Below are 22,888 nucleotides of genomic sequence, written 5' to 3'. Positions count from 1 at the left end.
AGTCGCCTGAGCGGCCTCCTCCTTTCAGAGAAGGCCGAAACTATTCCCCCTGAGACCGGGTAGCCTTGCGCTTGGCTCGCGAGTTCGGCTTGCCCGCCGGCGGAGGGCCGTCGTTTTTGGCGAAACTCGGCTTGCCGGGTTTCTTGGCCCAGGGCTTATTGCCCGGACGTTCCGAAACTGCGCCCTCGCCGCCCTGTGTCCGTTCCGGCTTGCGGGCGGACTTCCATTTTGGTTTACCATCCTCCTGAGGACGGGGAGCCTTGTCGGCGAAGGGCTTCTTCTTTCCGTAGGTTCCTTCCCGCTTGGCCTGCGAAAAATCCGGCATGCCGGCAAGCGGCTTGACGCGGATGCCCCGTTCCAGCGTCTTGTCCGGGCCGATCGCCGTCAGGAACCGCTCGGCACCTTCGGCGGAAAACTCGACGAAGGTTTCCTCCGGCTGCATCTTGATCGCGCCGATATCGCGCTTAGTGAGGTTGCCGTTGCGGCAGAGCATGGGGATCAGCCAGCGCGGCTCGGCATTCTGCTTGCGGCCGACCGAAAGCGACACCCACACGCCGTCCGTAAAGTCGGTACGGGTGAAGGGCGTCTCATCGCGCGGAGCGGCGAACTCATCGCGACGGGGCTTTTTACGTTCGCCCTCAGCAGGAACATCCAGCAGGTCTTCCGGCGCGGAATGACCGACGCGATATTGACGCAAGAAGGCTGCAGCGACCTGTTCGGCGCCATGTTGCTCCAGCAATTGCCGGACGAAAGATCGTTCGTCGTCGCGTAACGGCTCGGACAAAACCGGATCGGCGAGAAGACGCTCATCGTCGCGACCGCTTACTTCCTCGGCCGAGGGCGGCTTTGCCCAGGTCGCGCGGATGCGGGCAGCCTCGAGAAGGCGTTCCGTACGGCGGCGGGCACTGAGCGGCACGATCAGAGCGCTGACGCCCTTGCGGCCAGCGCGGCCCGTGCGGCCGCTGCGATGCAGCAGCGTTTCCGGATTGGTCGGCAAATCCGCATGAACGACGAGATCGAGGCCCGGCAGGTCGATGCCGCGAGCGGCGACATCCGTGGCGATGCAAACCCGGGCGCGGCCGTCGCGCATGGCCTGCAGCGCATGCGTACGCTCGCTCTGGCTGAGCTCGCCCGACAGGGCCACGACAGAGAAGCCTCTGTTGTTGAAGCGCGCCGTCAGATGGTTGACGGCCGCGCGCGTCGAGCAGAAGACGATGGCGTTCTGGGCTTCGTAGTAGCGCAGAACGTTGATGATGGCGTTTTCCCTGTCGCTCGGGACGACCGTCAGGGCGCGATAGTCGATATCGACATGCTGCTTGGCTTCCGAGGCGGTAGCGATGCGGACGGCGTCGCGCTGGTAGTTTTCAGCAAGCTTTGCGATCGAACGCGGCACGGTTGCCGAAAACATCAGCGTCCGACGCTCCGCCGGCGCAGTTTCCAGGATGAATTCCAGGTCTTCACGGAAGCCGAGATCGAGCATTTCGTCGGCCTCGTCCAGCACGACGGCCTTGAGCTCGGAGATGTCGAGCGAGTTGCGGCGAATATGGTCGCAAAGGCGGCCTGGTGTGCCGACGACAATGTGCGCGCCGCGTTCCAATGCCCGCTTTTCGGTACGCATATCCATGCCGCCGACACAGGAGGCAATGGTCGCGCCTGTCAGTTCATACAGCCATTCCAACTCGCGCTGGACCTGCAGCGCCAGTTCGCGAGTGGGAGCGATCGCCAACGCCAGTGGTGTACCGGCGCGGCCGAAGCGCTCGGCGCCCTGCAGCAGGCTCGGAGCCAGCGCCAGGCCGAAGGCGACCGTCTTTCCCGAGCCGGTCTGCGCCGAAACAAGGGCATCCTTACCGGCGAGGCCAGGATCGAGCATAGCCTTTTGTACCGGCGTCAGCGCTTCGTAACCGCGCTTTGCCAAAGCCTGGGCAATCGCAGGAACGATGCCTTCGAATTCGGTCATATCTTGTCTTTCGGAATTCTTCGCGCCAGCCGGCGCGGATCATCGTGGCCCGCACGTTGCAGGCCTCTTCTTCAAGCGTGCACATACTTGGTCGGCACGCCAATGTACAGAGCGGGCGCGTATTTGTGCGATGCACAACGAAAAAAAGGCAGCGGATAGCGCTGCCTTTGAATTGATGCTGTCTAACGAGAGCTCGAGTCGATCAACGTCATGTTTCGGGAGCCTCGCGGCTCCAAGCCGTCCTAGTTCATGCGAACGGCCCCAAGTTGGATTTTACCTTTGACCAATCTCTCTTAACGCCGGGTTACCGCCCATAGGTCATCGTTTGCCCCTCAGTTTTAAGAGAAGGGTCAGTTTTTGAGCTCATCCAGTCCGGCAAACAGGTCCAACGCCTCGGGATTGGCGAGCGCTTCCTTGTTTTTCACCGGCCGTCCATGCACGACGTCGCGGACGGCGAGTTCAACGATCTTGCCCGACTTGGTGCGGGGAATATCGGTGACAGCGATGATCTTCGCCGGCACATGCCGCGGTGAGGCGCCGGTGCGAATACGGGTCTTCATAGCCTTGGCCAGATCTTCCGTAAGCGCCGCGCCAGTCGCCAGACGGACGAAAAGCACGACGCGTACATCGTCATCCCAATCCTGGCCGATGCAGAGCGCTTCGAGGACTTCGGGCATCTGCTCGACCTGATTGTAGATCTCCGCCGTGCCGATGCGCACGCCGCCGGGATTGAGCGTCGCGTCCGAACGGCCATGAATGATTAGACCATCATGCTCCGTCCACTCGGCAAAATCGCCATGGCACCAGACGTTGTCGAAACGCTCGAAATAGGCGGCGTGATATTTGACGCGGTCGGGATCGTTCCAAAACATCACCGGCATCGAGGGAAAAGCTTTGGCGCAGACAAGCTCGCCCTTTTCGCCACGCACCGGCTGGCCGTTCTCGTTCCAGACATCGACGGCAAGGCCGAGGCCCGGCCCCTGGATCTCACCGCGCCAAACCGGCTGCAAGGGATTGCCAAGCACAAAACAGGACACGATATCGGTGCCGCCCGAGATGGAGGCGAGCTGGATATCGTCCTTGATGCCCTCATAGACGAAGGAGAAGCCTTCGGGCGACAGTGGCGAACCGGTCGAGGTCATCAGCCGCAGGCTGGAAAGATCATGCGATGTCTTCGGCGTCAGGCCGCTCTTGCGCACCGCGTCGATATATTTGGCAGAAGTGCCGAACAGGACGAATTTTTCCTCCTGCGCATAGTCGAAGAGGATATTGCCATCGGGCGCGAAGGGCGAACCGTCGTAGAGGCAAAGCGTGGCGCCGGCGGCAAGCCCGGTCACCAGCCAGTTCCACATCATCCAGCCGCAGGTGGTGAAATAGAAGACTTTTTCGCCGGGGACGACGCCACAATGCAGGCGATGCTCCTTGATGAGCTGCAACAATGCGCCGCCGGTCGAATGGACGATGCATTTCGGCACGCCCGTCGTACCCGAAGAAAACAGGATGAAGAGCGGGTGCGAAAACGGCAGGGGCACGAATTCGGCCGCCTTCGCCTCGAAGGGCGCGATGAAGGCGGCAAGCGTCTTTGCATCAGGCGTCGCCGCTGTGACCGCATCGGCATCACCGGCATACGGCACGATGACCGCAGGCGCGCCGAGGCGTTGCGCGATGGCGCCGACCTTTGCCGTCACATCCTGCAGTTTGCCGCCATACCAATAGCCGCTGCAGGCAATAAAGAGTTTAGGCTCGATCTGGCCGAAGCGATCCAAGACGCCCTGCTCGCCGAAATCCGGGGAGCAGGAGGACCAGATGGCACCGATCGAGGCGGCGGCCAACATGCAGGCGATGGTTTCCGGCATATTCGGCATCATCGCGGCAACACGGTCTCCCTTGCCGATATCGAGCGCGCGATAGGCCTGCTGCAAGCGTGACACCGTGGCCGAAAGCCGATCCCAGGACCAGCGGTCACGCACCTTGTCTTCCCCCCAGAAGACCAGCGCATCGCCCTCGCCGCTTTTCGACAACAGGTTCTCCGCGAAGTTCAACTCGGCATCCGGAAAGAAACGTGCTTCCAGCATGACGTCGCCGTTGATCAGCGCCCTTTCGCCGCGTTTTCCCTTGACGCCACAGAAATCCCACACTGCCGTCCAGAAGGCTTCGCGGTCGGCAATCGACCACGCATGCAGACTGCCGAAGTCGGAAAGCGACAGGCCAAAGCGCCGGTTGCACTCCTGCATGAAGGCAAACATCGGGCTGTGATGGCGAAACTCGTCAGATGGGGTCCACAGCGGTTGACTGTCTTGCATATTATCTCCCCCGGTTTTTCGGTTTATATAGCATGCTGCAGCGCATTATAAAGTTAGTCGCGGTCTTCCCGCTGTACAATGTTTGCATCCGCCGATCATTTCCTATATCCGGCAAACACAGGCATATCAGCGCTATGAGTATGAAAGTCTGCGTGGGATCATGAGAGCGTCGAGAAACAAAAAGTGGTTGATGACGATGCGATCTGCCTCGCGCTGGTTGCCTGCAGTTGCGCGCACCACGGGCATCGCCGTTCTCACCATCATCATCGTCTTTGCCGTTTTCAGGGCAACCGCCCCATTTCTGATCTCCAGCGGCCTGGTGCGCTCCGGTATTGAGAAAGCGCTGTCGGACTGGACAGGATATCGCGCCCAGATCGAGGGCGCCCCGACGCTGGAGTTCTGGCCGACGCCGCGCGTGACGCTCAACCAGGTCACCATCCGCGAACCCACGAAAAACGGCAAGGTGCTCGGCCATGTCGACAGCCTCTCGGCGGATTTCTCGCTGTTTGCCGCGCTGCGTGGACGCGCGCATTTTCATGAGTTCCATTTCCTGCGGCCGGTGATCTATATCCGGCGTGACGAGACCGGTCTTATCGACTGGACGAATGAAGGGCTGCTGTCAAAGGCAATCGAACGGGTGGAGAAATCCTCCAACCAGGGCATGCCGATGAGCCGGGATCAGGATGCCGCCATCGGTACTCTGACCATCGAGGACGGCAGCGTCGAGATGACGGATGACCGCAGCGGCAACCTCTACAAGATGAGCGGCGTGAATGCCGACATCTCCTGGCCGCGGCTATCCCGCGCGATGACCGCCGTCATCCTGGCTCGTCTCAATGGTCAGGACGTCAAGATCGATTTCAATTCCGACCAGCCTCTGCTGCTCTTTGCCGGCAAGATGGTCGATGCGAAGACAAGCTTCTCCTCGCCGCTGATCAACTGGACTTATACCGGCGCCACCAGCATTTCCAATTTCGCCGAGCTGGCCGGAAATCTGGATCTCAGCGTGCCGAATGTGCCTTCTTTCCTGGCCTGGAGCGGGGAGCATCTGCCGGCTGCAGATACGCTGCAGAACGTCTCCCTCAATGCCGACGTTGCCGCGATCCCAAATGGCCTGCGCTTCAATAATCTGAACTTCAAGGTCAACGACTCTGCCGCATCCGGCGTCATGGATCTGAGCTATTCGACGGCAGGCAAGCCGAAGATTTCCGGCACGCTCGCCTTCGACCAGATGAACCTCAATCCTTTCCTGGCGGCATTTTCCATGCGGCTGGCCGCCGATACTGCCATCGACGCATTGCTCAACGGCAATCCGCTGCAGCGTCTTGACCTGGATATGCGGCTCTCGTCGAACAAAGCCGTGCTCGGCCCCTTTCAATTCGATGATATCGGCGCCAGCCTGCTGGTTGCAGGCGGCAAGGCAAAATTCGACATCGGCGACAGCGGCTTCGAGGGCGGAGAGCTCACCTCGCATCTGGAGGTCACGCAAGGCGATTTCGATGGCGGCGGCAAATTGCAGATCTCCATTCACAACGCCGATTTCGGCGGGCTATTCACCCGGCTCAACCTTGCCGGACCACTGCCGCTAACGACGGGATCGATGGAGCTTTCACTCAGCACATCGAAACCGATCTGGGCTGCCAATCTCAGTGATGTGGCCGGCAAGGTGCATTTCACCTCGGCCACCGGTTCTTTCCGGCAGTTCAACATCTCCGCTTTCCGTGCGCTTGCGTCCAACAAGGCCTTTTTCCGGATGAGCGACATCGCCGACACGGCCTTCGATTTCGACAGCCTGAACGTCGACGCAAGCTTCGCCAAGGGATCGGTCGAAGTTCACAGCGCCAAGATCGTAGGGCGCAACGAAACGGTGACGCTGAACGGCGTGGTCCCCTTCCGCAGCAACGGACTGGCGCTGTCAGGCGCAATCCAGGCGAGCGACCCGACCAATGCGCCGGAGCTGCCGATGCTGCCCTTCTTCATCGGCGGCACCTGGCCGGATCCGGTGATTTCGCCGGTCGCGACGCTGCTGCAGAAGTCCGACCAGCAGCCGCAACAACAATAGGCCCCGCCCGCGGCTTTATCTTATGCCGCGGCAGCCGCTTGCTCGTCCCTCTGGCGCTGCACTTCGCGGCGCTTGGTGACGAGGGAGGCGCAGATGACGCCGATGGTGACGACGCCTACCAGGATGGTGCAGATCGCGTTGATCTCCGGCGTCACGCCGAGCTTCACCTGGCTGTAGATGAGCATCGGCAAAGTCTTGGCGCCGGCCCCCGAAGCAAACGTGGCGATCACCAGGTCGTCCAGCGATAACGTCAGCGCCAGCACCCAGCCGGAGAACACGGCCGGCGCGATGATCGGCAGCGTGATCTCGAAGAAGGTACGCACAGGCGGCGCGCCGAGATCGAGCGCCGCCTCTTCGATCGAGCGATCGAAGCTCAGAAGCCTAGATTGCACGACAACGGCGACGAAGCACATGGTCAGGGTCGTATGCGCCATGACGATCGTCCAGAAGCCGCGATCGACGCCGGCGGTGACGAAGAGCAGCAGCAGCGACAGGCCGGTGATGACGTCGGGCATGACCAGCGGCGCATAGATCATGCCGGAAAACAGGATGCGGCCGCGGAAGCGCGTGTAGCGCACCAGTGTCAGCGCCGCCAGCGTGCCAAGCACTGTCGCGATCGTCGCCGAGAACACCGCGATGCGCACGGTCAGCCAGGCGGCGTTGAGCATGTCATTGTTTCGAAGCAGATGGCCGTACCATTGCGTCGAGAAGCCGCCCCAGACCGTGACCAGCCGCGAGGCGTTGAAGGAATAGATGACCAGCAACAGGATCGGCAGATAAAGGAAGGCGAGACCGAGCGTGACGGAGATGATGTTGAAGCGGGACCACCGGATCATGGCTTATCTCCCCTTCTCGTCGGCTTTCGCCTGTACATGCTGGAAGAAGACGATAGGCACCACCAGCACGAGCAGCAGGATGGTTGCCACCGCGGATGCCAGCGGCCAATCGGTATTGCCGTAGAACTCGTTCCACAACACCTTGCCGATCATCAGTGTTTCCGAGCCGCCGAGCAGATCTGGAATGACGAACTCGCCGACCGCCGGAATGAAGACCAGCATACAGCCGGCGATGACACCGGGGATCGATAGCGGGAAGGTGACGCGCCAGAAGGCGCCGATCGGTGTGCAGCCGAGATCTTGTGCCGCCTCGATCAGCGTGCCGTCCATCTTTTCCAGCGAGGAATAGAGCGGCAGTACCATGAAAGGCAGATAGGAATAGACCATGCCGATATAGACGGCGGTGTTGGTGTTCAGGATCACCAGCGGCTCATGGATGATGCCGAGCGACATCAGTAGTTGATTGAGCAACCCCGTGGTGCTGAGGATCGACATCCAGGAATAGACGCGGATCAGGAAGCTCGTCCAGAATGGCAGAATGACCAGCATCAACAGCGTCGGGCGGATGCTGCGCGGCGCCTGCGCCATGCCGTAGGCAATGGGATAGGCGATGATCAGTGTCAGGATCGTCGATATGCCTGAAATCTTCAGGCTCTGGAGATAGGCGTTGATATAGAGCGGATCGCCGGTCAGCCAGGTGTAGTTGTCGAAGGACATGCTCTGCAGCTTGTCCCACCAATCGCTGAAACTGTCCGACCAACTGAAAGCCGGATCATAGGGCGGAACGGAAAGCGCCTTCGTCGACAGCGAAATGCGGAAGACGATCAGGAAGGGCGCGAGAAAGAAGATCAGCAGCCAGGCATAGGGAACGATGATAACGAGGCGCTGGTAGATGGAAGAGCCGAGCGTCTTCATGATCAATCCTTCAGCAGCACACCGGCATTTTCATCGAAGGAAACCCAGACGTCCTGATCATAGGCGAAAGGCTCCTCCACGGCGCGTACCGCATTTAGCGACGAGGCCTTCACCACCTGTCCGCTCTTCAGCTTGACGTGGAAAACCGTCATGTCGCCGAGATAGGCGATATCCCAGATCTCGCCCTCGGCGGCGTTGACCGAGGCGTTGGCCGGCGGGCGCGGCGTGACACGCAGCTTTTCAGGCCGAATGGCGAAGCCGGCGCGGCTGCCTTCGGTGGGCGTCTCACCGGTTGCGGTGCGCAACGTGAAGCCGTTGTCGACCGCGATCTCGACTGTACCGCCATTTGCGCGCGTGACATTGCCGTCGAGGATGTTCACGTCACCGATGAAGTCGGCGACAAAGCGGGAATTAGGGGCTTCATAGATCTCCGCCGGCGTCGCCACCTGCACGACCCTGCCATGGCTCATCACCGCAATGCGGTCGGCCATGGTCATCGCCTCTTCCTGGTCGTGGGTGACGACGACGAAAGTGAGGCCAAGATTCTGCTGCAGGTCCATCAGCTCAAACTGGGTCTCCTCGCGCAGCTTCTTGTCAAGCGCGCCGAGCGGTTCGTCGAGCAGCAGCACCTTCGGCCGCTTGGCGAGCGAGCGGGCAAGCGCCACGCGCTGGCGCTGGCCGCCCGAGAGCTGGTTCGGTTTGCGCTTGGCGAATTGCTCCAGCTTGACGAGCTTCAGCATCTGCGCGACACGCTCGGCGATCTCCGCTTTCGGCATGCTATCCTGGCGCAACCCGAAGGCGATGTTCTTTTCCACCGTCATATGTGGGAACAGCGCATAGGATTGGAACATCATGTTCACGGGACGGCGATAGGGCGGCGTGCCGGCAAGGTTCTGGCCGTCGAGGACGATTTCGCCCGTCGTCGGCTGCTCGAAGCCCGCCAGCATGCGCAGCAGCGTGGACTTTCCGCAGCCCGAGGCGCCGAGCAGAGCAAAGAATTCACGGTTGTAGATATCCAGCGAGAGGTCGTCGACGGCGGTGAAATCGCCGAACTTCTTGGTGACGTTCTTGAAAGAAATATAAGGCTTTGCCGAAGGATCCGTCCAAGGAGCAAAGGAACGCCGGATATTACCGAGAGACTTCATCATCTATCCCCGAAATGAATGGATGCCGCTCCGGTTTTTCCCCAACCCGGTAGCGTTCAGATTTCATATTATCCTATCCAAGACTGCTCTGCGCCGTCCTGAACCACGGTTCTAAGGAAAGGCCCGGACGTTTCCGTCCGGGCCTTTGTTCTGACTTATTGACCGGTCACGACCTTGGTCCACAAGCGCGTCGCGAGGCGCTGCGTTTTCGGATCCCACGGCGTCACCGTGAACAGGTGTTTCATGATTTCATCGGTCGGATAAACCGCCGGATCCTCCAGAATATCCTTGTTCACGAACTGCTGCGAAGCCTTGTTGCCGTTGGCATAGGCGACGAAGTTGCTTGCCTTGGCGATGACCTCCGGCTTCATGATGTAGTTCAGGAATTCATGCGCCTCAGCCACATGCGGCGCGTCGGCCGGGATCGCCATGACGTCGAACCACATCTGCGCCTGCTTCGGGATCGAATAATCGACGTGGACGCCGTTCTTCGCCTCTTCGGCGCGGTTGCGCGCCTGCAGAATGTCGCCGGAATAGCCGAAGGCGATGCAGATATCGCCATTGGCGAGCGCATTGATGTATTCAGACGAATGGAACTTGCGGACGAAGGGACGGATCGATGTCAGTAGGGTCTCGGCTTTCTTGAAATCCTCAGGCTTGGTCGAGTTCGGATCGAGGCCGAGATAGGCCAGCGCTGTCGGGATGACGTCCTTCGGCGCGTCGAGCATGTAAATGCCGCAATCCTTGAACTTGGCGGCGACCTTCGGGTCGAAGATCACATCGAGCGTCGGCTTGTCGTCGGTGCCGAGGATCTGCTTCACCTTGTCGACGTTGTAGCCGATACCGTTGGTGCCCCACATGTAGTCGATGGCATATTGATTGCCGGGATCGTAGGTGGAGATGCGTTGCATCACCATGTCCCACATGTTGGAGATGTTCGGCAGCTTCGATTTGTCGAGCTTCTGGAACACACCGGCCTTGATCTGGCGCTGCATGAAGTCTGCTGTCGGTACGACGATGTCGTAGCCGGTCTTGCCCGCCAAGAGCTTGGTTTCCAGCGTCTCGTTGGAATCGAAGGTATCGTAGACGACCTTGATGCCTGTTTCCTTGGTGAAATCGGCCAGGATCGAATCATCGATATAATCCGACCAGTTGTAGATATTGACGACCTTGTCTTCTGCCTGGGCTGCCGTCACCAGCGAAACGGCTGCGAAAGCCGTTGCTGCGAGCCGTGCGAACATGGACTTCATAGTCTCTCCTGTTTTGTTCAAGGGCATCTTGGCGATACCCAACCCTCTGTTTTTCCCGTCAGACTAGAAAGGAAATCCGAAGGCCACAAGGGGGAAAAGTAAGCCAGTATAAGCTTTCGCGGATCTGCTGGAAACCGGTGGTCCGGCCGCGGGAACCGCACCGCGCAAGCGCACGCGATTGTGAACACAAGACCCGCTTCCTGGGTGAATGCGGGGATGAGCTTTGCTAACATGGGCCGTCTCATCCTACGAATAACCTCCCGCCTGTTTTCGCCGCCCTGTCCAAAGGGCAAACTCAACCCGTGTTTTTCAAGGGTTTCCACCATGCAGTATCAAAAATTCGGCAATACCGGTCTCAGCGTCTCGCGCTTGTGCCTGGGCACCATGACCTTCGGCCTGCAGATCGAGCAGGAAGACATCGCACATGCCATTCTCGACAAGGCGACCGACGCCGGCGTCAACTTCATCGACACGGCCGACGTCTATCCGCTCGGCGGCGGCGAGCAGCTTGCCGGCCGTACCGAGGAAATCGTCGGCCGCTGGTTGAAGGGCAGACGCGACCGCTTCATCGTCGCGACCAAGGCCGTCGGAAAGGTCGGTCCGTCCCCTTGGGATCAGGGCGCATCACGCAAGCACCTTCTCGACGCTATCGACGCATCGCTGCGGCGTCTCGGCACAGACTATGTCGACCTCTATCAGCTCCATTCCGACGACCGCGAAACACCGATCGACGAGACTCTGGAGGCGCTCGACGTCATCGTCCGTTCCGGCAAGGCACGCTATGTCGGCGTATCGAATTTCCTCGCCTATCGCCTGGCCCTGGCGCTCGGCCGCGCCGATTTCCTGCGCACTGCCCGCTTCGTCTCCGTGCAGCCGCGCTACAATCTGCTGTTCCGCCAGATCGAGCGCGAACTGCTGCCACTCGCAGAAGAACAGCACATCGCGGTCATTCCCTACAATCCGATTGCCGGCGGCCTCTTGACCGGCAAGCACAAGCACGACGTCGCGCCGACGGAAGGCCGCTTCAGCTCGCAACTGCGCAATGCCGGCGCCAACTATCTGCAGCGCTACTGGCACGAACGCGAATTCGCGACGATCGAAAAGCTGCGCGGCATCGCCGACGAGGCCGGCCATTCGCTCATTCAGCTCGCCGTCGCCTGGGTGGCCGCCAATCCGGTGATCACCTCCGCCATTATCGGCGCCAGCCGCCCGGACCAATTGACCGACACGCTCGCCGCCATCGACCTCAAGCTCGATCCGGCGCTGAAGGCAAAGCTGGACGACGCGACGGTGGAATATCGCTGGGGCGACGCAGCTCGCTGAACGCCAGCCCTTCATCCAGGACGAAGATACTGGCGGCTACTCTGGCCGCCGGCCTTCATATGTAGGGGCTTTTATATGTAGGTAGGGCGGTTGCCGGCGAAGAGATCGGCATGGCTCTTCAACAGGCGGGTCATGCGATCGACCACGGTGCGGATTTCGCGGCGGTGGCGGTCGGCGTCGTTCATGACGATCCATTGCCCGTGACGCAGAGACGTGACTTCCTCGCCCACCCGCTCCAGCCGAGGCTCCAGATCGCCGACGAAGCAAGGGAGAACGGCGACGCCAGATCCCGCAAGCACGAGATCGTAAAGGGAGCGCGGTCGGTTAACCGTTACCGCGATCGCTTCGCGGTGGTTTTGATGCGGCCAGCGCAGATAGGCGGAGATCGCCTCTTCTTCTGTGACGGCGATCCAACGTCTTGGTCCGGCAAAGCGCATATTGCGCGCCTGATAGGCGGCATAAGCGACATCGCCGGTCTTGATGGCCGCCAGATTGATCTCTTCCGGCTCGAAAGCGCGAATGCCGATGTCGCTTTCGCGATGGGCGAGACTGGCACGGCGCTCGGCGAGATGGAGATCGATGCGGAAGCCGTCCCGCTCTGAGCAGATCGACGGCATGTTCTGGCTGAGCAGCCAGCCGACCCAGGTGCCGGCCGCGATCCGGACGATTGCTGCGCCTTGGGCATCGCGCTGCCAGCTATCGACCTTGCGCGCGGCCGCTTCCATCTCCAGCAGTTGGTCGAACAGTTCCTGGCCGTCGCCAGTCAGCACATAGCCTGTCTGGCTGCGTTGGAAAAGCGAGCGCCCCACCTGGCTCTCCAATTCCAGCATGCGCCGACCGATCGTTGCCGGGCTCAAACCGCTCGAAGATGCTGCGCCCGTCAGCCCGCCTCCGCGGGCGACGTCGAGGAAAAGCTGATAGGCATCCCAGGTGGCATTTTTCATAGCTGAAAAACATAGGGCGAAAGCGGCTGTTTATAAAGTAAATTCCTATGTGTAATTGAAGGGATGCCTTTCAACATGGAGACTTCCCGTGATCGACAGCATCGCTTTAGCAAGAATGATCCAACTGCAGAACGAAGCCCGCCACGCGCAATGGCGCCGCAACGAGGACGCTTTCTACCGTGAATACGGCCATGACCCTTTGGCACTGTTCACCTGGTTCGGGAATGCTCTCGATTCGGGCTATGCATGGCTCAAAACGAAAAAAGCGGACCGGCCTGATATCGACCGGTCCGCCTGTGATGGTGACGATTGCTGCGGTCAGGCGGCTTGCGCCCGCATATAGCCCGCGCCCTGCCCGCCTTCGATCTTGAACTGCTGGATGAGATAGAGGAGCGCGTCCGCCTCGGAGGCCAGTTCGCGGCTGGCCGCCGTGGTCTCTTCGACCATGGCCGCATTCTTCTGCGTCATCTGGTCCATCTGGTTGACGGAGGCGTTAACCTCCTGCAGCGCGCTTGCCTGATCGTGGCTGGCGCGAGCGATCATTTCCACGTGCTGGCTGATAGTGACGATCTGACTGCTGATCTGCGCCAATACAGAGCCGGCTTCCTGCACGAACTGCGAGCCGGAATTGACTTCGTGGGTCGACTTGTTGATCAGCCCCTTGATCTCCTGCGCCGCCGCGGCGGAGCGCTGAGCGAGCTCGCGCACCTCCATGGCGACGACCGCAAAGCCCTTGCCGGCCTCGCCGGCGCGGGCAGCTTCGATGCCGGCGTTCAGCGCCAGCAAGTTCGTCTGGAAGGCGATTTCGTCGATGACGCCGATGATCTGCTCGATCTGGCGTGAAGCATCCTCGATGCGCGCCATGGCGTCGATGGCGTTACCGACAACGACGGAACTGTCGTCGGCGCTGCGCTTGGCTTCACGCACGATCGCGTCCGCATCCTTGGCGCGCTCGGCGGACGAGCGGACGGTGACGGTGATCTCGTCGACGGCGGCAGCGGTCTCCTCCAATGAGGCGGCCTGCTGCTCGGTGCGCTTCGACAGGTCCTCGGCGGAGGCAGCCATCTGGCTGCCGTTGCTCTGGATCATCTCGACATTGTCGCGCACTTGGCTCAGCGTCTGCTGCAAGCGCGACAGCGAGCTGTTGAAATCCTGGCGGAGCTGTTCGAGGCGGCCGATGAAGGGCGTCTCGATCGTCGAAGAGATGTCGCCTTGGGCCAGGCGCTCGAGACCGGCGGCAAGTTCGCTGACGGCGAAATCGATTTGGCGATCGAGCTCGCGCTTTTCGGCGTCGTTGCGCTGGCGCTCATGCTCGGCGGCAGTGCGTTCCTCGTCGCTCTGTTCCTCGATGCGGATTTTCGAGAGCGCGTTTTCCTTGAAGATACCGAGCGCGCGGGCCATGTCGCCGATTTCGTCATGGCGCAGCTCGCCGGAGATCGCGGTTTCCAGCATGCCGTCGGCGATGCGGCGCATGGCAGCGGTGATCTGGCCGATCGGGCGCTGCAGGGTCAAGACAAGGGCAATGCCGCCGGCAACCGAGAGGATGATACCGAGTGTGGTGGCAAGGATCGAGATGTAGTTTGCCTGATCACGCTCGGTACCGGCGCTCTGCTTCTGCGTTTCGGCAAAGGCGGTGAGCTGGCCCCAGACCTGATCGAGCTGCTGGCGGGCACTGGCATATTCGGTGATGCGCTGAGCGAAGGTGTCGACCAGCTTGCCGCCGGCTTCATCCATCGATTTGATGGCCGGGCGGATGGCTGCGTCGATATCGCCGGCGAAATCCATGCCCTTGGCGCTCTGGTTCAACGTATCCATGTCGCCACCAAGCTTGGAGACTTCCTGGCGCAGACGGACGAGATTGTCCTTATTGGTATTGGATGTGAAGTCGGCGAGCACGAGCTGCAAGGAATAGATCGAGCCTTCGAGGCGACGGGTATCCTGCAGAACGGAATTGGTCTGGACGACACGGGCGTCCAAAGCGACGAAGGTCGTCGTCGCCTGGCGCATCATCTGTGTTGCCGTCAACTGCGTATAGGTCGACATCTGCCGGAAGCGGGAGAGAAGCCGGCTGATGCCGGCGACGGTATCGTCCGTCGGCACATCCGTACTTTCAGCGAAGGCGGTCAGATCCTTGATGGTGCCGACCAGCGACTGCACGACGCTCTTCTGGTTCTGCGGCACGGCGAGGTCGATTGAGCGCTGCGCCTTGTTGAGGTCAGGCAGCCGATCCTTGAGCAACTTGACCTTGTCGGCGGGCGTCGCGGCCTTGTTGAAATCGTCGGCAACGGAAACGAGCAGATCGCCGCCCTTCAGCAGGCGGTCGGCGGCGCGCAGCGTCGACGTCGCGTCGGCCTGGTCCTTGCGCATTTGGTCTTCCAACTGCTGGCCATCGAAATCGACACTGAAACGAGCACTGATCAGCGCTCTCTGCGCATCGTCGATCACTTTACGAAAGGCGACTTCCTGCTCGTGCAGCGTCCAGAGCTTGGCAACCAGATTTGCCATGTCGGCAGTCTTGGTCGTCGCGTCCGTCAGATTATCACGGCCTTCCGCATCCTTGTCGAGCTGGGCCAGTGTTGAATTCAGAACGCCCTGCTGTGATTTGATATCCTGATAAAGCTTGTCGCGCTGCTGCTCATTGGTAATGCGCAGGAAATCATCCATCGAACCGTAGAGATTCTTGAAGCCCGTCAGCGATTGCAGCACGCTGTTGGAGATTTCCATGCGCCCCTGCAGCAGGCCCGAAGCGTAGAGCCCGGTGAGGCCGACGGCGGAAATGCTGATGACGAAGGGCAGGACGAAGATCAGAACCTTCGTCTTGATCTTGAAACGGGACAGGATCTTGTCAATGAACATGGTGGCTCTGGCCTCTCATACACCGCTCCCCCTGCCGACGCCCACACGGCGCTGACCGGATGCATAACCATCAATCTTGAGATGTTCGCAGGCGGGGTCCTGACCAGAGTCAGGAGGCAATCATTGCTTCGGCTCTACGTTGTAGAAGCGCCCCAGAAAATCTCCGCGGATTGTGAGTCTGATTGATTAATTTTCGGATAAGGGGCTATGGCAGGGAGCCGCAAGGCGTTTGACACCCGAAGAAAGCCTGGAAATGCAGGGGATGCGAGAGCTCAGCCGAGAGAATGTCCCGCGTATGCGCACATAACGACCGCCGAGCAATGGCGACCGAAGCCGATCAGGTCGACGATATTAGAAGCTGCGCACCGCGAGGTAAGCAATGCAGGCAGCCGTGGCGCCGGTCGCCAACATCAGCAGCCGAGTGGCCACCAACTTGGCATTGTCACGGGTTTGAGCAATTGCAATGGCGCGAGCGCGACGTTGTGTTCTGTTCATGAGCCTAAATCCCATTTTCGCACTGACACGATAACCGGCAAAAGGTCGTTCCGGCAACCGCCAATGTAGAAAATAAAGATGTAGGAAAGGAAAACGCCAGAACTAGAGCCTAGTCGCAATTGTCGCATGTTGCGAATATTTGCTTGTAAGGCTTAAGACATTGTAACCGCGAGTTCTACTTCGGCAACACGATACCAGCGGGATCAATCGCCAATTCGGCGGCGTGTTGCCGGCTTCGGATTTGACGCATCTGCATGGTTATTTCGGGAATTGCACTTATGACAGGAGCTTGAGGCGTAGGCGATATGAGAACGAGCCCCTCACGCCGCCTTGCCGGCGACATGGCCGGAAGCCCAGGCCCACTGGAAATTATAGCCACCGAGCCAGCCGGTGACATCAACGCACTCGCCGATGAAGAAGAGGCCGGGGACGGTTTTCACCTGCATCGTCTTCGAATCCAGACAGGCGGTATCGACGCCGCCAAGCGTGACTTCCGCCGTCCGATAACCTTCGGAGCCTGACGGCTTGACCGGCCAGGCCTGCACGGCGGCAGCGAGTTGCTGCAGGCGCTTATCGGGTTGATCCGCCATATTACCCGACATGCCCTCCCCCTCAGCGAAATGCTGCGCCAGCCGCTTCGGCAATATCTCCGCGAGAGCCGTCTGCGCCGATTGCCGGCCGTTGGCTTGCCGCGCAGTTTTCAGCGTGATGAATAAGTCGATATCGGGCTCGATCGCGACGGTGATCTCGTCCCCTTCCCGCCAGTAGGAGGAAATCTGAAGGATCGCCGGACCGCTGAGGCCGCGATGGGTGAAAAGCAGGGCCTCGCGGAACGCCGTCTTGCCATGGCGGATTTCGGCGGGCGCGGCAATGCCGGCAAGCGGCGCCAAACGCTGGAGAAGCTGGGGATCGAGGGTCAGAGGCACGAGGCCTGGACGCGTCTCAATGAGCGGCAGGCCGAACTGTTCGGCGATGCGATAGGCAAAGCCCGTGGCACCCATCTTCGGGATCGACTTGCCGCCGGTGGCGATGACCAGAGAGGCAGCATACAACGCGCCTTCTGTTGTGGCGACGCGATAGCCTCCACCGGCAACGGGCTCGATCGCGCCGATGTCGGTGCGCAGCCGCAAATCCACACCGGCGGACCGTATCTCGTCGGTCAGCATACGGATGATGTCCTTGGCGCTGTTGTCGCAGAAGAGCTGACCGAGCGTCTTTTCATGCCAGGCAATGCCGTGGCTCTCGACCATGGCCAGGAAATCCTTCGGCGTGAAGCGCGCCAGGGCCGACTTGGCGAAATGCGGATTGGCGGAGAGGAAGTTCTTGGAGCCGGCATAGATGTTGGTGAAATTGCAGCGGCCGCCACCGGAAATCCGGATCTTCTCCCCCGGTGCGGCGGCGTGGTCGAGGACGGCGACGGAGCGACCGCGCTGGCCGGCGCGGATGGCGCACATCATGCCTGCGGCACCTGCGCCAAGGACGATCACATCATATCTGCCGGCCACGTTTCATTCCTTTATCGATTGCTGCGCTGCATGGTCATTTTTCCATCATATGGCGAAAGTCCGAGCGGTTTCCCCCTCGCCAATTGGCAAACTGCGGTTATGATGCAATCTCCGATCAACGCAAATACGGTGTTTTATGCCTGCGAAAAAGACCCCGCTGAAAGCTTCTATGCCGGTCTCGAAAGTCGCAACAGTTCCCCCGAGTTTAAGATCGGCCCGCGGCGTGGCAAATTGGAAGGAAGCGGCACAATGGCTACGGGCGCGCGGGATCGAAGACATAGAATGCATCACGCCGGACCTTGCGGGGGTGCCGCGCGGCAAGATGATGCCGACGTCGAAATTCACCTCCAACACCTCGCTGGCCCTGCCCTCTGCAATCTATCGCCACACGATTTCGGGCGAATATCCGGAGGAAACCGAAAACTTCCGCTACGAGCCGCGCGACAGCGACCTGAAGTTGGTGCCCGACCTTTCGACGCTCTCGGTCGTCCCCTGGGAAAGCGATCCGACGGCGCAGGTGATCTGCGACATCGTCAATTCCGATGGCGAGGCGGTGTCCTATACGCCGCGCAATCTGCTGAAGCGGATCATGGGACTTTACCGCGAGCGCGGCTGGAAGCCGGTGGTGGCGCCCGAGATCGAATTCTATCTCGTCGCTAAGAACGACGATCCGGACTATCCATTGCATCCGCCGAAGGGCCGTTCAGGCCGCTCGATCCTCGGGGGCCAGGGCTATTCGATCGCCGGCATCAACGAATTCGACGAGTTGATCGACGATATCTATCACTTCTCCGAAAAGCAGGGTCTGGAGATCGACACGCTGATCCATGAAGAGGGTCCGGCACAGCTCGAAATCAACCTGCGCCATGGGGACCCGATCGAGCTTGCCGACCAGGTGTTCATGTTCAAGCGCACTATTCGCGAGGCGGCGCTAAAGCACGGCATCTATGCCACGTTCATGGCCAAACCGATGCAGAGCCAGGCGGGCTCGGCGATGCATATCCACCAGTCGGTGGTCAACATCGAGACCGGCAAGAACGTTTTCACCAATCCAGACGGCAGTCCCTCGCCCGAATTCTTCCACTTCATCGGCGGCATGCAGCGCTACGTACCGAATGCGCTAGCGATGCTCGCGCCCTACGTGAACTCCTACCGGCGTCTGGCGCCGAACATGTCCTGCCCGGTCAACAACGCCTGGGGCTACGACAACCGCACCACGGCTTTCCGCGTACCGGTCTCCGATCCGCAGGCGCGCCGCGTCGAGAACCGGTTGCCGAGCTCGGACGCCAATCCGTATCTGGCGCTCGCAGCTTCGCTCGCCTCCGGCTTGCTCGGCATCATGAAAAAGGTTGAACCGACGGCGCCGACCGAGGATTCGGCCAATGAGGGCTCCATCGACCTGCCGCGCGGTCTTCTCGAAGCCATTGCGCTCCTGGAAGACGAGCCGGCTTTCGAAGAGGTCCTGGGTAAGGAGTTCATCGACATCTATGTCGGCGTCAAGCGCGGCGAATTCGAAACCTTCATGCAGGTGATCAGCCCCTGGGAGCGCGAATTCCTTCTGCTCAACGTGTGAGGAGGCCCGCCCATGACATTGCAGGAAGCATGGCAGAGCCCGATCGCGCCGGGCCTTTCCTGGTATCAGGCAACCGTCGGCCCTCGCGCGGCCTATCCCAAGCTCGACGGTTCCCGTCGCGCCGACGTTGCCATTATCGGTGGCGGTTATACCGGCTTGCAGGCTGCCTATAATCTTGCCAAGGGCGGCGTCGATGTCGTGCTCATCGATGCCAACCGCTTCGGCGACGGCGCGTCGGGCCGCAATGGCGGCCAGCTCGGCACCGGCCAACGCTCGTGGCCCGAAGAGCTGGAAGAGAAGATCGGCTACGAGCGCTCAAAGGCGCTGTTCGATCTTGCCGAGGATGCCAAGCATCATCTTCTCGATTTTGCCGCCGAGCATGACATCGACATCGACTTCATGCCCGGCCAGATGAATGTCACGCACAAGTCGAGCCACAAGCGCGCCTATATGGAGAACGCCGAGATCGCCGCGACGCGCTACGGCTATCCGCATGTCAGCTTCATGGATCGGGCGGAAACCCAGGAGCGGCTTGGCTCCAAGCTCTATCTCTATGGCGTCAGGGATATGGGTACCGGCCATATCCATCCGCTGAAACTGCTCATGGGTTTGGCCCGGGTAGCGCAGGCTGCCGGTGCATCGATCTTCGAAATGACGCCGGCAAAAGCGATCCGGCAATCGGGCGGCAAGACACTGATCGAGACCGACAGCGGCACGATTACCGCCGACCGCGCGCTGATTGCCTGCAACGGCTATATCGGCAATCTGGAACCGGTGACCGCGAGCCACGTCATGCCGATCCGCTCCTTCATCGGCGCCACGGAACCGCTCGACAAGTTTCCCGACGTCCTGCCCGGCGGAGAGGCGGTGGCGGATTCGCGATTCGTGGTGCGCTATTTCCGAAAGTCGAAGGACGGACGTCTGCTGTTCGGCGGGCGTGAGGCCTACACTTCCGACAATCCGCGCGACATAACGCAGCACATCCGCCGCCAGATCGCCGAAATCTATCAGGCCCTCGGCAACGTCAACATCACCCACGCCTGGGGCGGGTCCGTCGGCATCACCATGCCGCGCCAGCCTTTCGTGCGCGAGGTCATGCCCGGCGTCACCTCCATCGGAGGCTATTCCGGGCATGGGGTCATGCTGTCAAACTATTGCGGTAAACTCTATGCGAAAACAGTTCTCGGGAACGCCGACGATCTTGCGCTTTTCAAGGCGTTGAACATCCCACCCTTCCCCGGTGGGGCACGCATGCGCGCGCCTCTCCTGTTCCTGGCGCTCTCGTGGTTTGCGTTGCGCGACAGGTTTTAATGACGATGTGGATTTCCTATCTGGGCAATTCGCTCTAAAAGCCGAGTCTGAATTTCGCGATGCACACTGGCCTTTTTAAATCGATTAGATTAAAAGGGGCCTTAACCAAGACCGATTGAGAGATACCTCATGAGCAGCCAAATCATTCCCGTTGAACCATTTGACTATGTCGTTTTCGGCGGCAGCGGCGACCTCGCAGAACGCAAGCTTCTGCCCGCCCTCTATCACCGCCAAATCGAAGGCCAATTTTCCGAACCGACCCGCGTCATCGGCGCATCACGCAGCGCGCTTTCACATGAAGAATACCGAAAGTTCGCCGAAGCCGCGCTGAAAGAGCACCTGAAGAAGGGCGAATACGACGAAGCAGAAGTGAAGAAATTCTGCGCGCGCCTGTTCTACGTGCCGGTCGACGCCAGGACCGATGCCGGCTGGGATCAGCTCAAGAAGATTCTGGAAGAAGGCAAGGACCGCGTTCGCGCCTTCTATCTCGCCGTCGCTCCCGGCATTTTCGGCGATATCTCGCAGAAGATCCACGATCACAAGCTGATCACCAAGCAGACCCGCATCGTCGTCGAAAAGCCGATCGGCCGCGACCTTGCTTCCGCCCTGCAGCTCAATGACACGATCGGCAAGGTCTTCAAGGAAGAGCAGATCTTCCGCATCGACCACTATCTCGGCAAGGAAACGGTGCAGAACCTGATGGCGCTGCGCTTCGCCAACGCGCTTTATGAGCCGCTGTGGAATGCCGACCACATCGACCACGTGCAGATCACGGTCGCGGAATCGGTCGGCCTCGAAGGCCGCGCCGGTTACTACGATACGGCCGGTGCCCTGCGCGACATGGTGCAGAACCACATCCTGCAGCTCCTCTGCTTGACCGCGATGGAAATCCCCTCCTCGATGGATTCCGAAGCCGTCCGCGACGAGAAGCTGAAGGTGCTACGGGCGCTGAAGCCGATCGACGCTTCCAACGTCGAACAGGCGACCGTGCGCGGCCAATATCGCGCCGGCGCTTCCGCAGGCGGTCCCGTCAAGGGCTACCTCGACGAACTGGAAGGCGGCGTCTCCAACACCGAAACCTTCGTCGCCATCAAGGCTGAAATCGGCAACTGGCGCTGGGCCGGCGTTCCTTTCTACATCCGCACCGGCAAGCGTCTTGCCGGCCGCATGTCGGAAATCGTCATCACCTTCAAGCCCATTCCGCACAACATTTTCGATCAGGCCGCCGGCCGCATCGTCGCCAACCAGTTGGTCATCCGCCTGCAGCCGGACGAAGGCGTCAAGCAGTCGCTGATGATCAAGGATCCGGGTCCGGGTGGCATGCGCCTGCGCAACGTCTCGCTCGATATGAGCTTCGCTTCGGCTTTCAACGTCCGCAACCCGGACGCCTACGAACGGCTGCTGATGGACGTTGTCCGCTCCAACCAGACGCTGTTCATGCGCCGCGACGAAGTGGAAGCCGCATGGAAGTGGGTGGACCCGATCCTCAAGGGTTGGGAAGAAGCCGGCCAGCAGGTGCAGGGCTATACCGCCGGCACTTGGGGTCCGAGCCAAGCTATCGCGCTCATCGAGCGTGACGGCCGCACCTGGCACGACGATATCTAATCCGGGACAACGACGATGACAGCGAACATGAATGCTTTCGCCAATGGTGCCGAACTTGCCGGCAAGCTCGCGGACAAGGTAGCCGAGACCCTCTCGGACGCCATCGCCGCGCGCGGTTCCGCAAGCATCGCGGTCTCCGGCGGCTCGACGCCGAAGGCCTTCTTCCAGTCGCTGTCATCGCGTCCGCTCGATTGGGGCAAGGTGACGATTACCCTTGTCGACGAACGGTTCGTGCCATCAGACAATCCGCGCTCGAACCACCTGCTCGTCCAGGAAAACCTGCTGAGGGACAAGGCGGCAGCCGCCAACTTCCTTCCGCTCTACCAGGCAGTGGCTTCCGTCGAGGAGGCCGCAGTCATCGCCACCGAAAAGACCAAGGCTCTCGGTCATCCCTTCGATGTCGCCATCCTCGGCATGGGCAATGACGGCCACACGGCCTCCTTCTTCCCGGGCGGGAGCAATCTCGCAACTGCGCTCGATGCGAAGACCCCGCGCGGCATCATTACCATGGAAGCCGAAGGGGCCGGCGAACCCCGGCTGACGTTCACCTTCTCCAGCCTTCAGGATGCCCGATTGCTGGTGCTCCATATCGAGGGAGAAGGCAAAAAGGACGTTCTTGCCAAAGCTGAAGCGCCGGGCGAAGAGACCGAGATGCCGATCCGCGCCGTCCTGCGTCGGGCCGCCTCTCCGGTCGCGATTTATTGGGCTCCCTGACAGGCCGAACGGCCGTCATTGGACCTTGAAAGACACAGCAACCAGTGCTGCGCCGTGCGCCCGAAAGAGCGTACCGGCATAGCAGTGACATTTG

The 22,888-nt window shown here is 60.5% G+C and carries 17 protein-coding genes; 7 read left to right on the top strand and 10 right to left on the bottom strand.

Annotated features, from left to right (window positions below):
• Positions 1–40 precede the first annotated feature (40 nt).
• The gene (locus FHT86_RS19595) at positions 41–1,957 is read right to left on the bottom strand and encodes a DEAD/DEAH box helicase (protein WP_133708486.1); all 1,917 of its coding nucleotides are present in this window, start codon (positions 1,955–1,957) and stop codon (positions 41–43) included.
• 350 nt (positions 1,958–2,307) lie between these two features.
• Complete coding sequence (locus FHT86_RS19590; RefSeq protein WP_133708485.1) at positions 2,308–4,260, bottom strand: acetoacetate--CoA ligase; 1,953 nt, start codon at positions 4,258–4,260, stop codon at positions 2,308–2,310.
• A gap of 160 nt (positions 4,261–4,420) precedes the next feature.
• Between FHT86_RS19590 and FHT86_RS19585 the strand changes: the two genes are divergently transcribed.
• The gene (locus FHT86_RS19585) at positions 4,421–6,322 is read left to right on the top strand and encodes an AsmA-like C-terminal region-containing protein (protein WP_133708484.1); all 1,902 of its coding nucleotides are present in this window, start codon (positions 4,421–4,423) and stop codon (positions 6,320–6,322) included.
• A gap of 20 nt (positions 6,323–6,342) precedes the next feature.
• On the opposite strand, the gene FHT86_RS19580 is transcribed toward FHT86_RS19585, so the two are convergent.
• The 4 genes from FHT86_RS19580 to FHT86_RS19565 all read right to left on the bottom strand — a co-directional run bounded on the left by FHT86_RS19580 (position 6,343) and on the right by FHT86_RS19565 (position 10,459).
• A complete protein-coding gene (locus FHT86_RS19580) occupies positions 6,343–7,158 on the bottom strand; it encodes an ABC transporter permease subunit (protein WP_133708483.1) in 816 nt (271 codons plus the stop codon).
• A 3-nt stretch (positions 7,159–7,161) separates the two neighbouring features.
• Positions 7,162–8,073: an ABC transporter permease subunit gene (locus FHT86_RS19575; protein WP_133708482.1), complete on the bottom strand. Its 912-nt coding sequence runs from the start codon at positions 8,071–8,073 to the stop codon at positions 7,162–7,164.
• Between the two features lie 2 nt (positions 8,074–8,075).
• A complete protein-coding gene (locus tag FHT86_RS19570; protein WP_133708481.1) occupies positions 8,076–9,218 on the bottom strand; it encodes an ABC transporter ATP-binding protein in 1,143 nt (380 codons plus the stop codon).
• 155 nt (positions 9,219–9,373) lie between these two features.
• Entirely contained in the window at positions 9,374–10,459 is a 1,086-nt protein-coding gene (locus tag FHT86_RS19565; RefSeq protein ID WP_246779591.1) for a polyamine ABC transporter substrate-binding protein, read from the bottom strand.
• A gap of 333 nt (positions 10,460–10,792) precedes the next feature.
• Here FHT86_RS19565 and FHT86_RS19560 point away from each other — a divergent pair, with 333 nt between their 5' ends.
• Complete coding sequence (locus FHT86_RS19560; RefSeq protein ID WP_133708479.1) at positions 10,793–11,791, top strand: aldo/keto reductase; 999 nt, start codon at positions 10,793–10,795, stop codon at positions 11,789–11,791.
• A 71-nt stretch (positions 11,792–11,862) separates the two neighbouring features.
• Here FHT86_RS19560 and FHT86_RS19555 read toward each other — a convergent pair whose 3' ends face one another.
• Positions 11,863–12,735, bottom strand: coding sequence for a LysR family transcriptional regulator (locus FHT86_RS19555; RefSeq protein WP_133708478.1), 873 nt, complete (start codon positions 12,733–12,735; stop codon positions 11,863–11,865).
• Between the two features lie 88 nt (positions 12,736–12,823).
• On the opposite strand from FHT86_RS19555, the gene FHT86_RS19550 reads away from it, so the two are divergent.
• Positions 12,824–13,078 (top strand): hypothetical protein, encoded by a 255-nt coding sequence (locus tag FHT86_RS19550; RefSeq protein WP_133708477.1) that lies wholly within the window; start codon positions 12,824–12,826, stop codon positions 13,076–13,078.
• Here the strand turns inward: FHT86_RS19550 and FHT86_RS19545 are convergent.
• The 3 genes from FHT86_RS19545 to FHT86_RS19535 form a co-directional block, all read right to left on the bottom strand.
• Positions 13,054–15,591 (bottom strand): methyl-accepting chemotaxis protein, encoded by a 2,538-nt coding sequence (locus tag FHT86_RS19545; RefSeq protein ID WP_133708476.1) that lies wholly within the window; start codon positions 15,589–15,591, stop codon positions 13,054–13,056. The genes FHT86_RS19550 and FHT86_RS19545 overlap by 25 nt on opposite strands.
• A gap of 351 nt (positions 15,592–15,942) precedes the next feature.
• Positions 15,943–16,086: a hypothetical protein gene (locus FHT86_RS19540; RefSeq protein ID WP_166656857.1), complete on the bottom strand. Its 144-nt coding sequence runs from the start codon at positions 16,084–16,086 to the stop codon at positions 15,943–15,945.
• A gap of 320 nt (positions 16,087–16,406) precedes the next feature.
• Positions 16,407–17,591, bottom strand: coding sequence for an NAD(P)/FAD-dependent oxidoreductase (locus tag FHT86_RS19535; protein WP_133708475.1), 1,185 nt, complete (start codon positions 17,589–17,591; stop codon positions 16,407–16,409).
• A gap of 136 nt (positions 17,592–17,727) precedes the next feature.
• On the opposite strand from FHT86_RS19535, the gene FHT86_RS19530 reads away from it, so the two are divergent.
• The 4 genes from FHT86_RS19530 to pgl all read left to right on the top strand — a co-directional run bounded on the left by FHT86_RS19530 (position 17,728) and on the right by pgl (position 22,794).
• Entirely contained in the window at positions 17,728–19,164 is a 1,437-nt protein-coding gene (locus FHT86_RS19530; protein WP_133708474.1) for a glutamine synthetase family protein, read from the top strand.
• 12 nt (positions 19,165–19,176) lie between these two features.
• The gene (locus tag FHT86_RS19525; RefSeq protein ID WP_133708473.1) at positions 19,177–20,475 is read left to right on the top strand and encodes an FAD-binding oxidoreductase; all 1,299 of its coding nucleotides are present in this window, start codon (positions 19,177–19,179) and stop codon (positions 20,473–20,475) included.
• Positions 20,476–20,604: 129 nt separating this feature from the next.
• Positions 20,605–22,080 (top strand): glucose-6-phosphate dehydrogenase, encoded by a 1,476-nt coding sequence (gene zwf, locus FHT86_RS19520; protein ID WP_133708472.1) that lies wholly within the window; start codon positions 20,605–20,607, stop codon positions 22,078–22,080.
• Positions 22,081–22,095: 15 nt separating this feature from the next.
• Positions 22,096–22,794, top strand: coding sequence for a 6-phosphogluconolactonase (gene pgl, locus FHT86_RS19515; RefSeq protein ID WP_133708471.1), 699 nt, complete (start codon positions 22,096–22,098; stop codon positions 22,792–22,794).
• Positions 22,795–22,888: the final 94 nt, after the last annotated feature.

The sequence above is a fragment of the Rhizobium sp. BK313 genome, from assembly GCF_014193655.1.
GTDB lineage: Bacteria > Pseudomonadota > Alphaproteobacteria > Rhizobiales > Rhizobiaceae > Rhizobium.
This window is presented reverse-complemented; position numbering and strand designations above follow the sequence as displayed.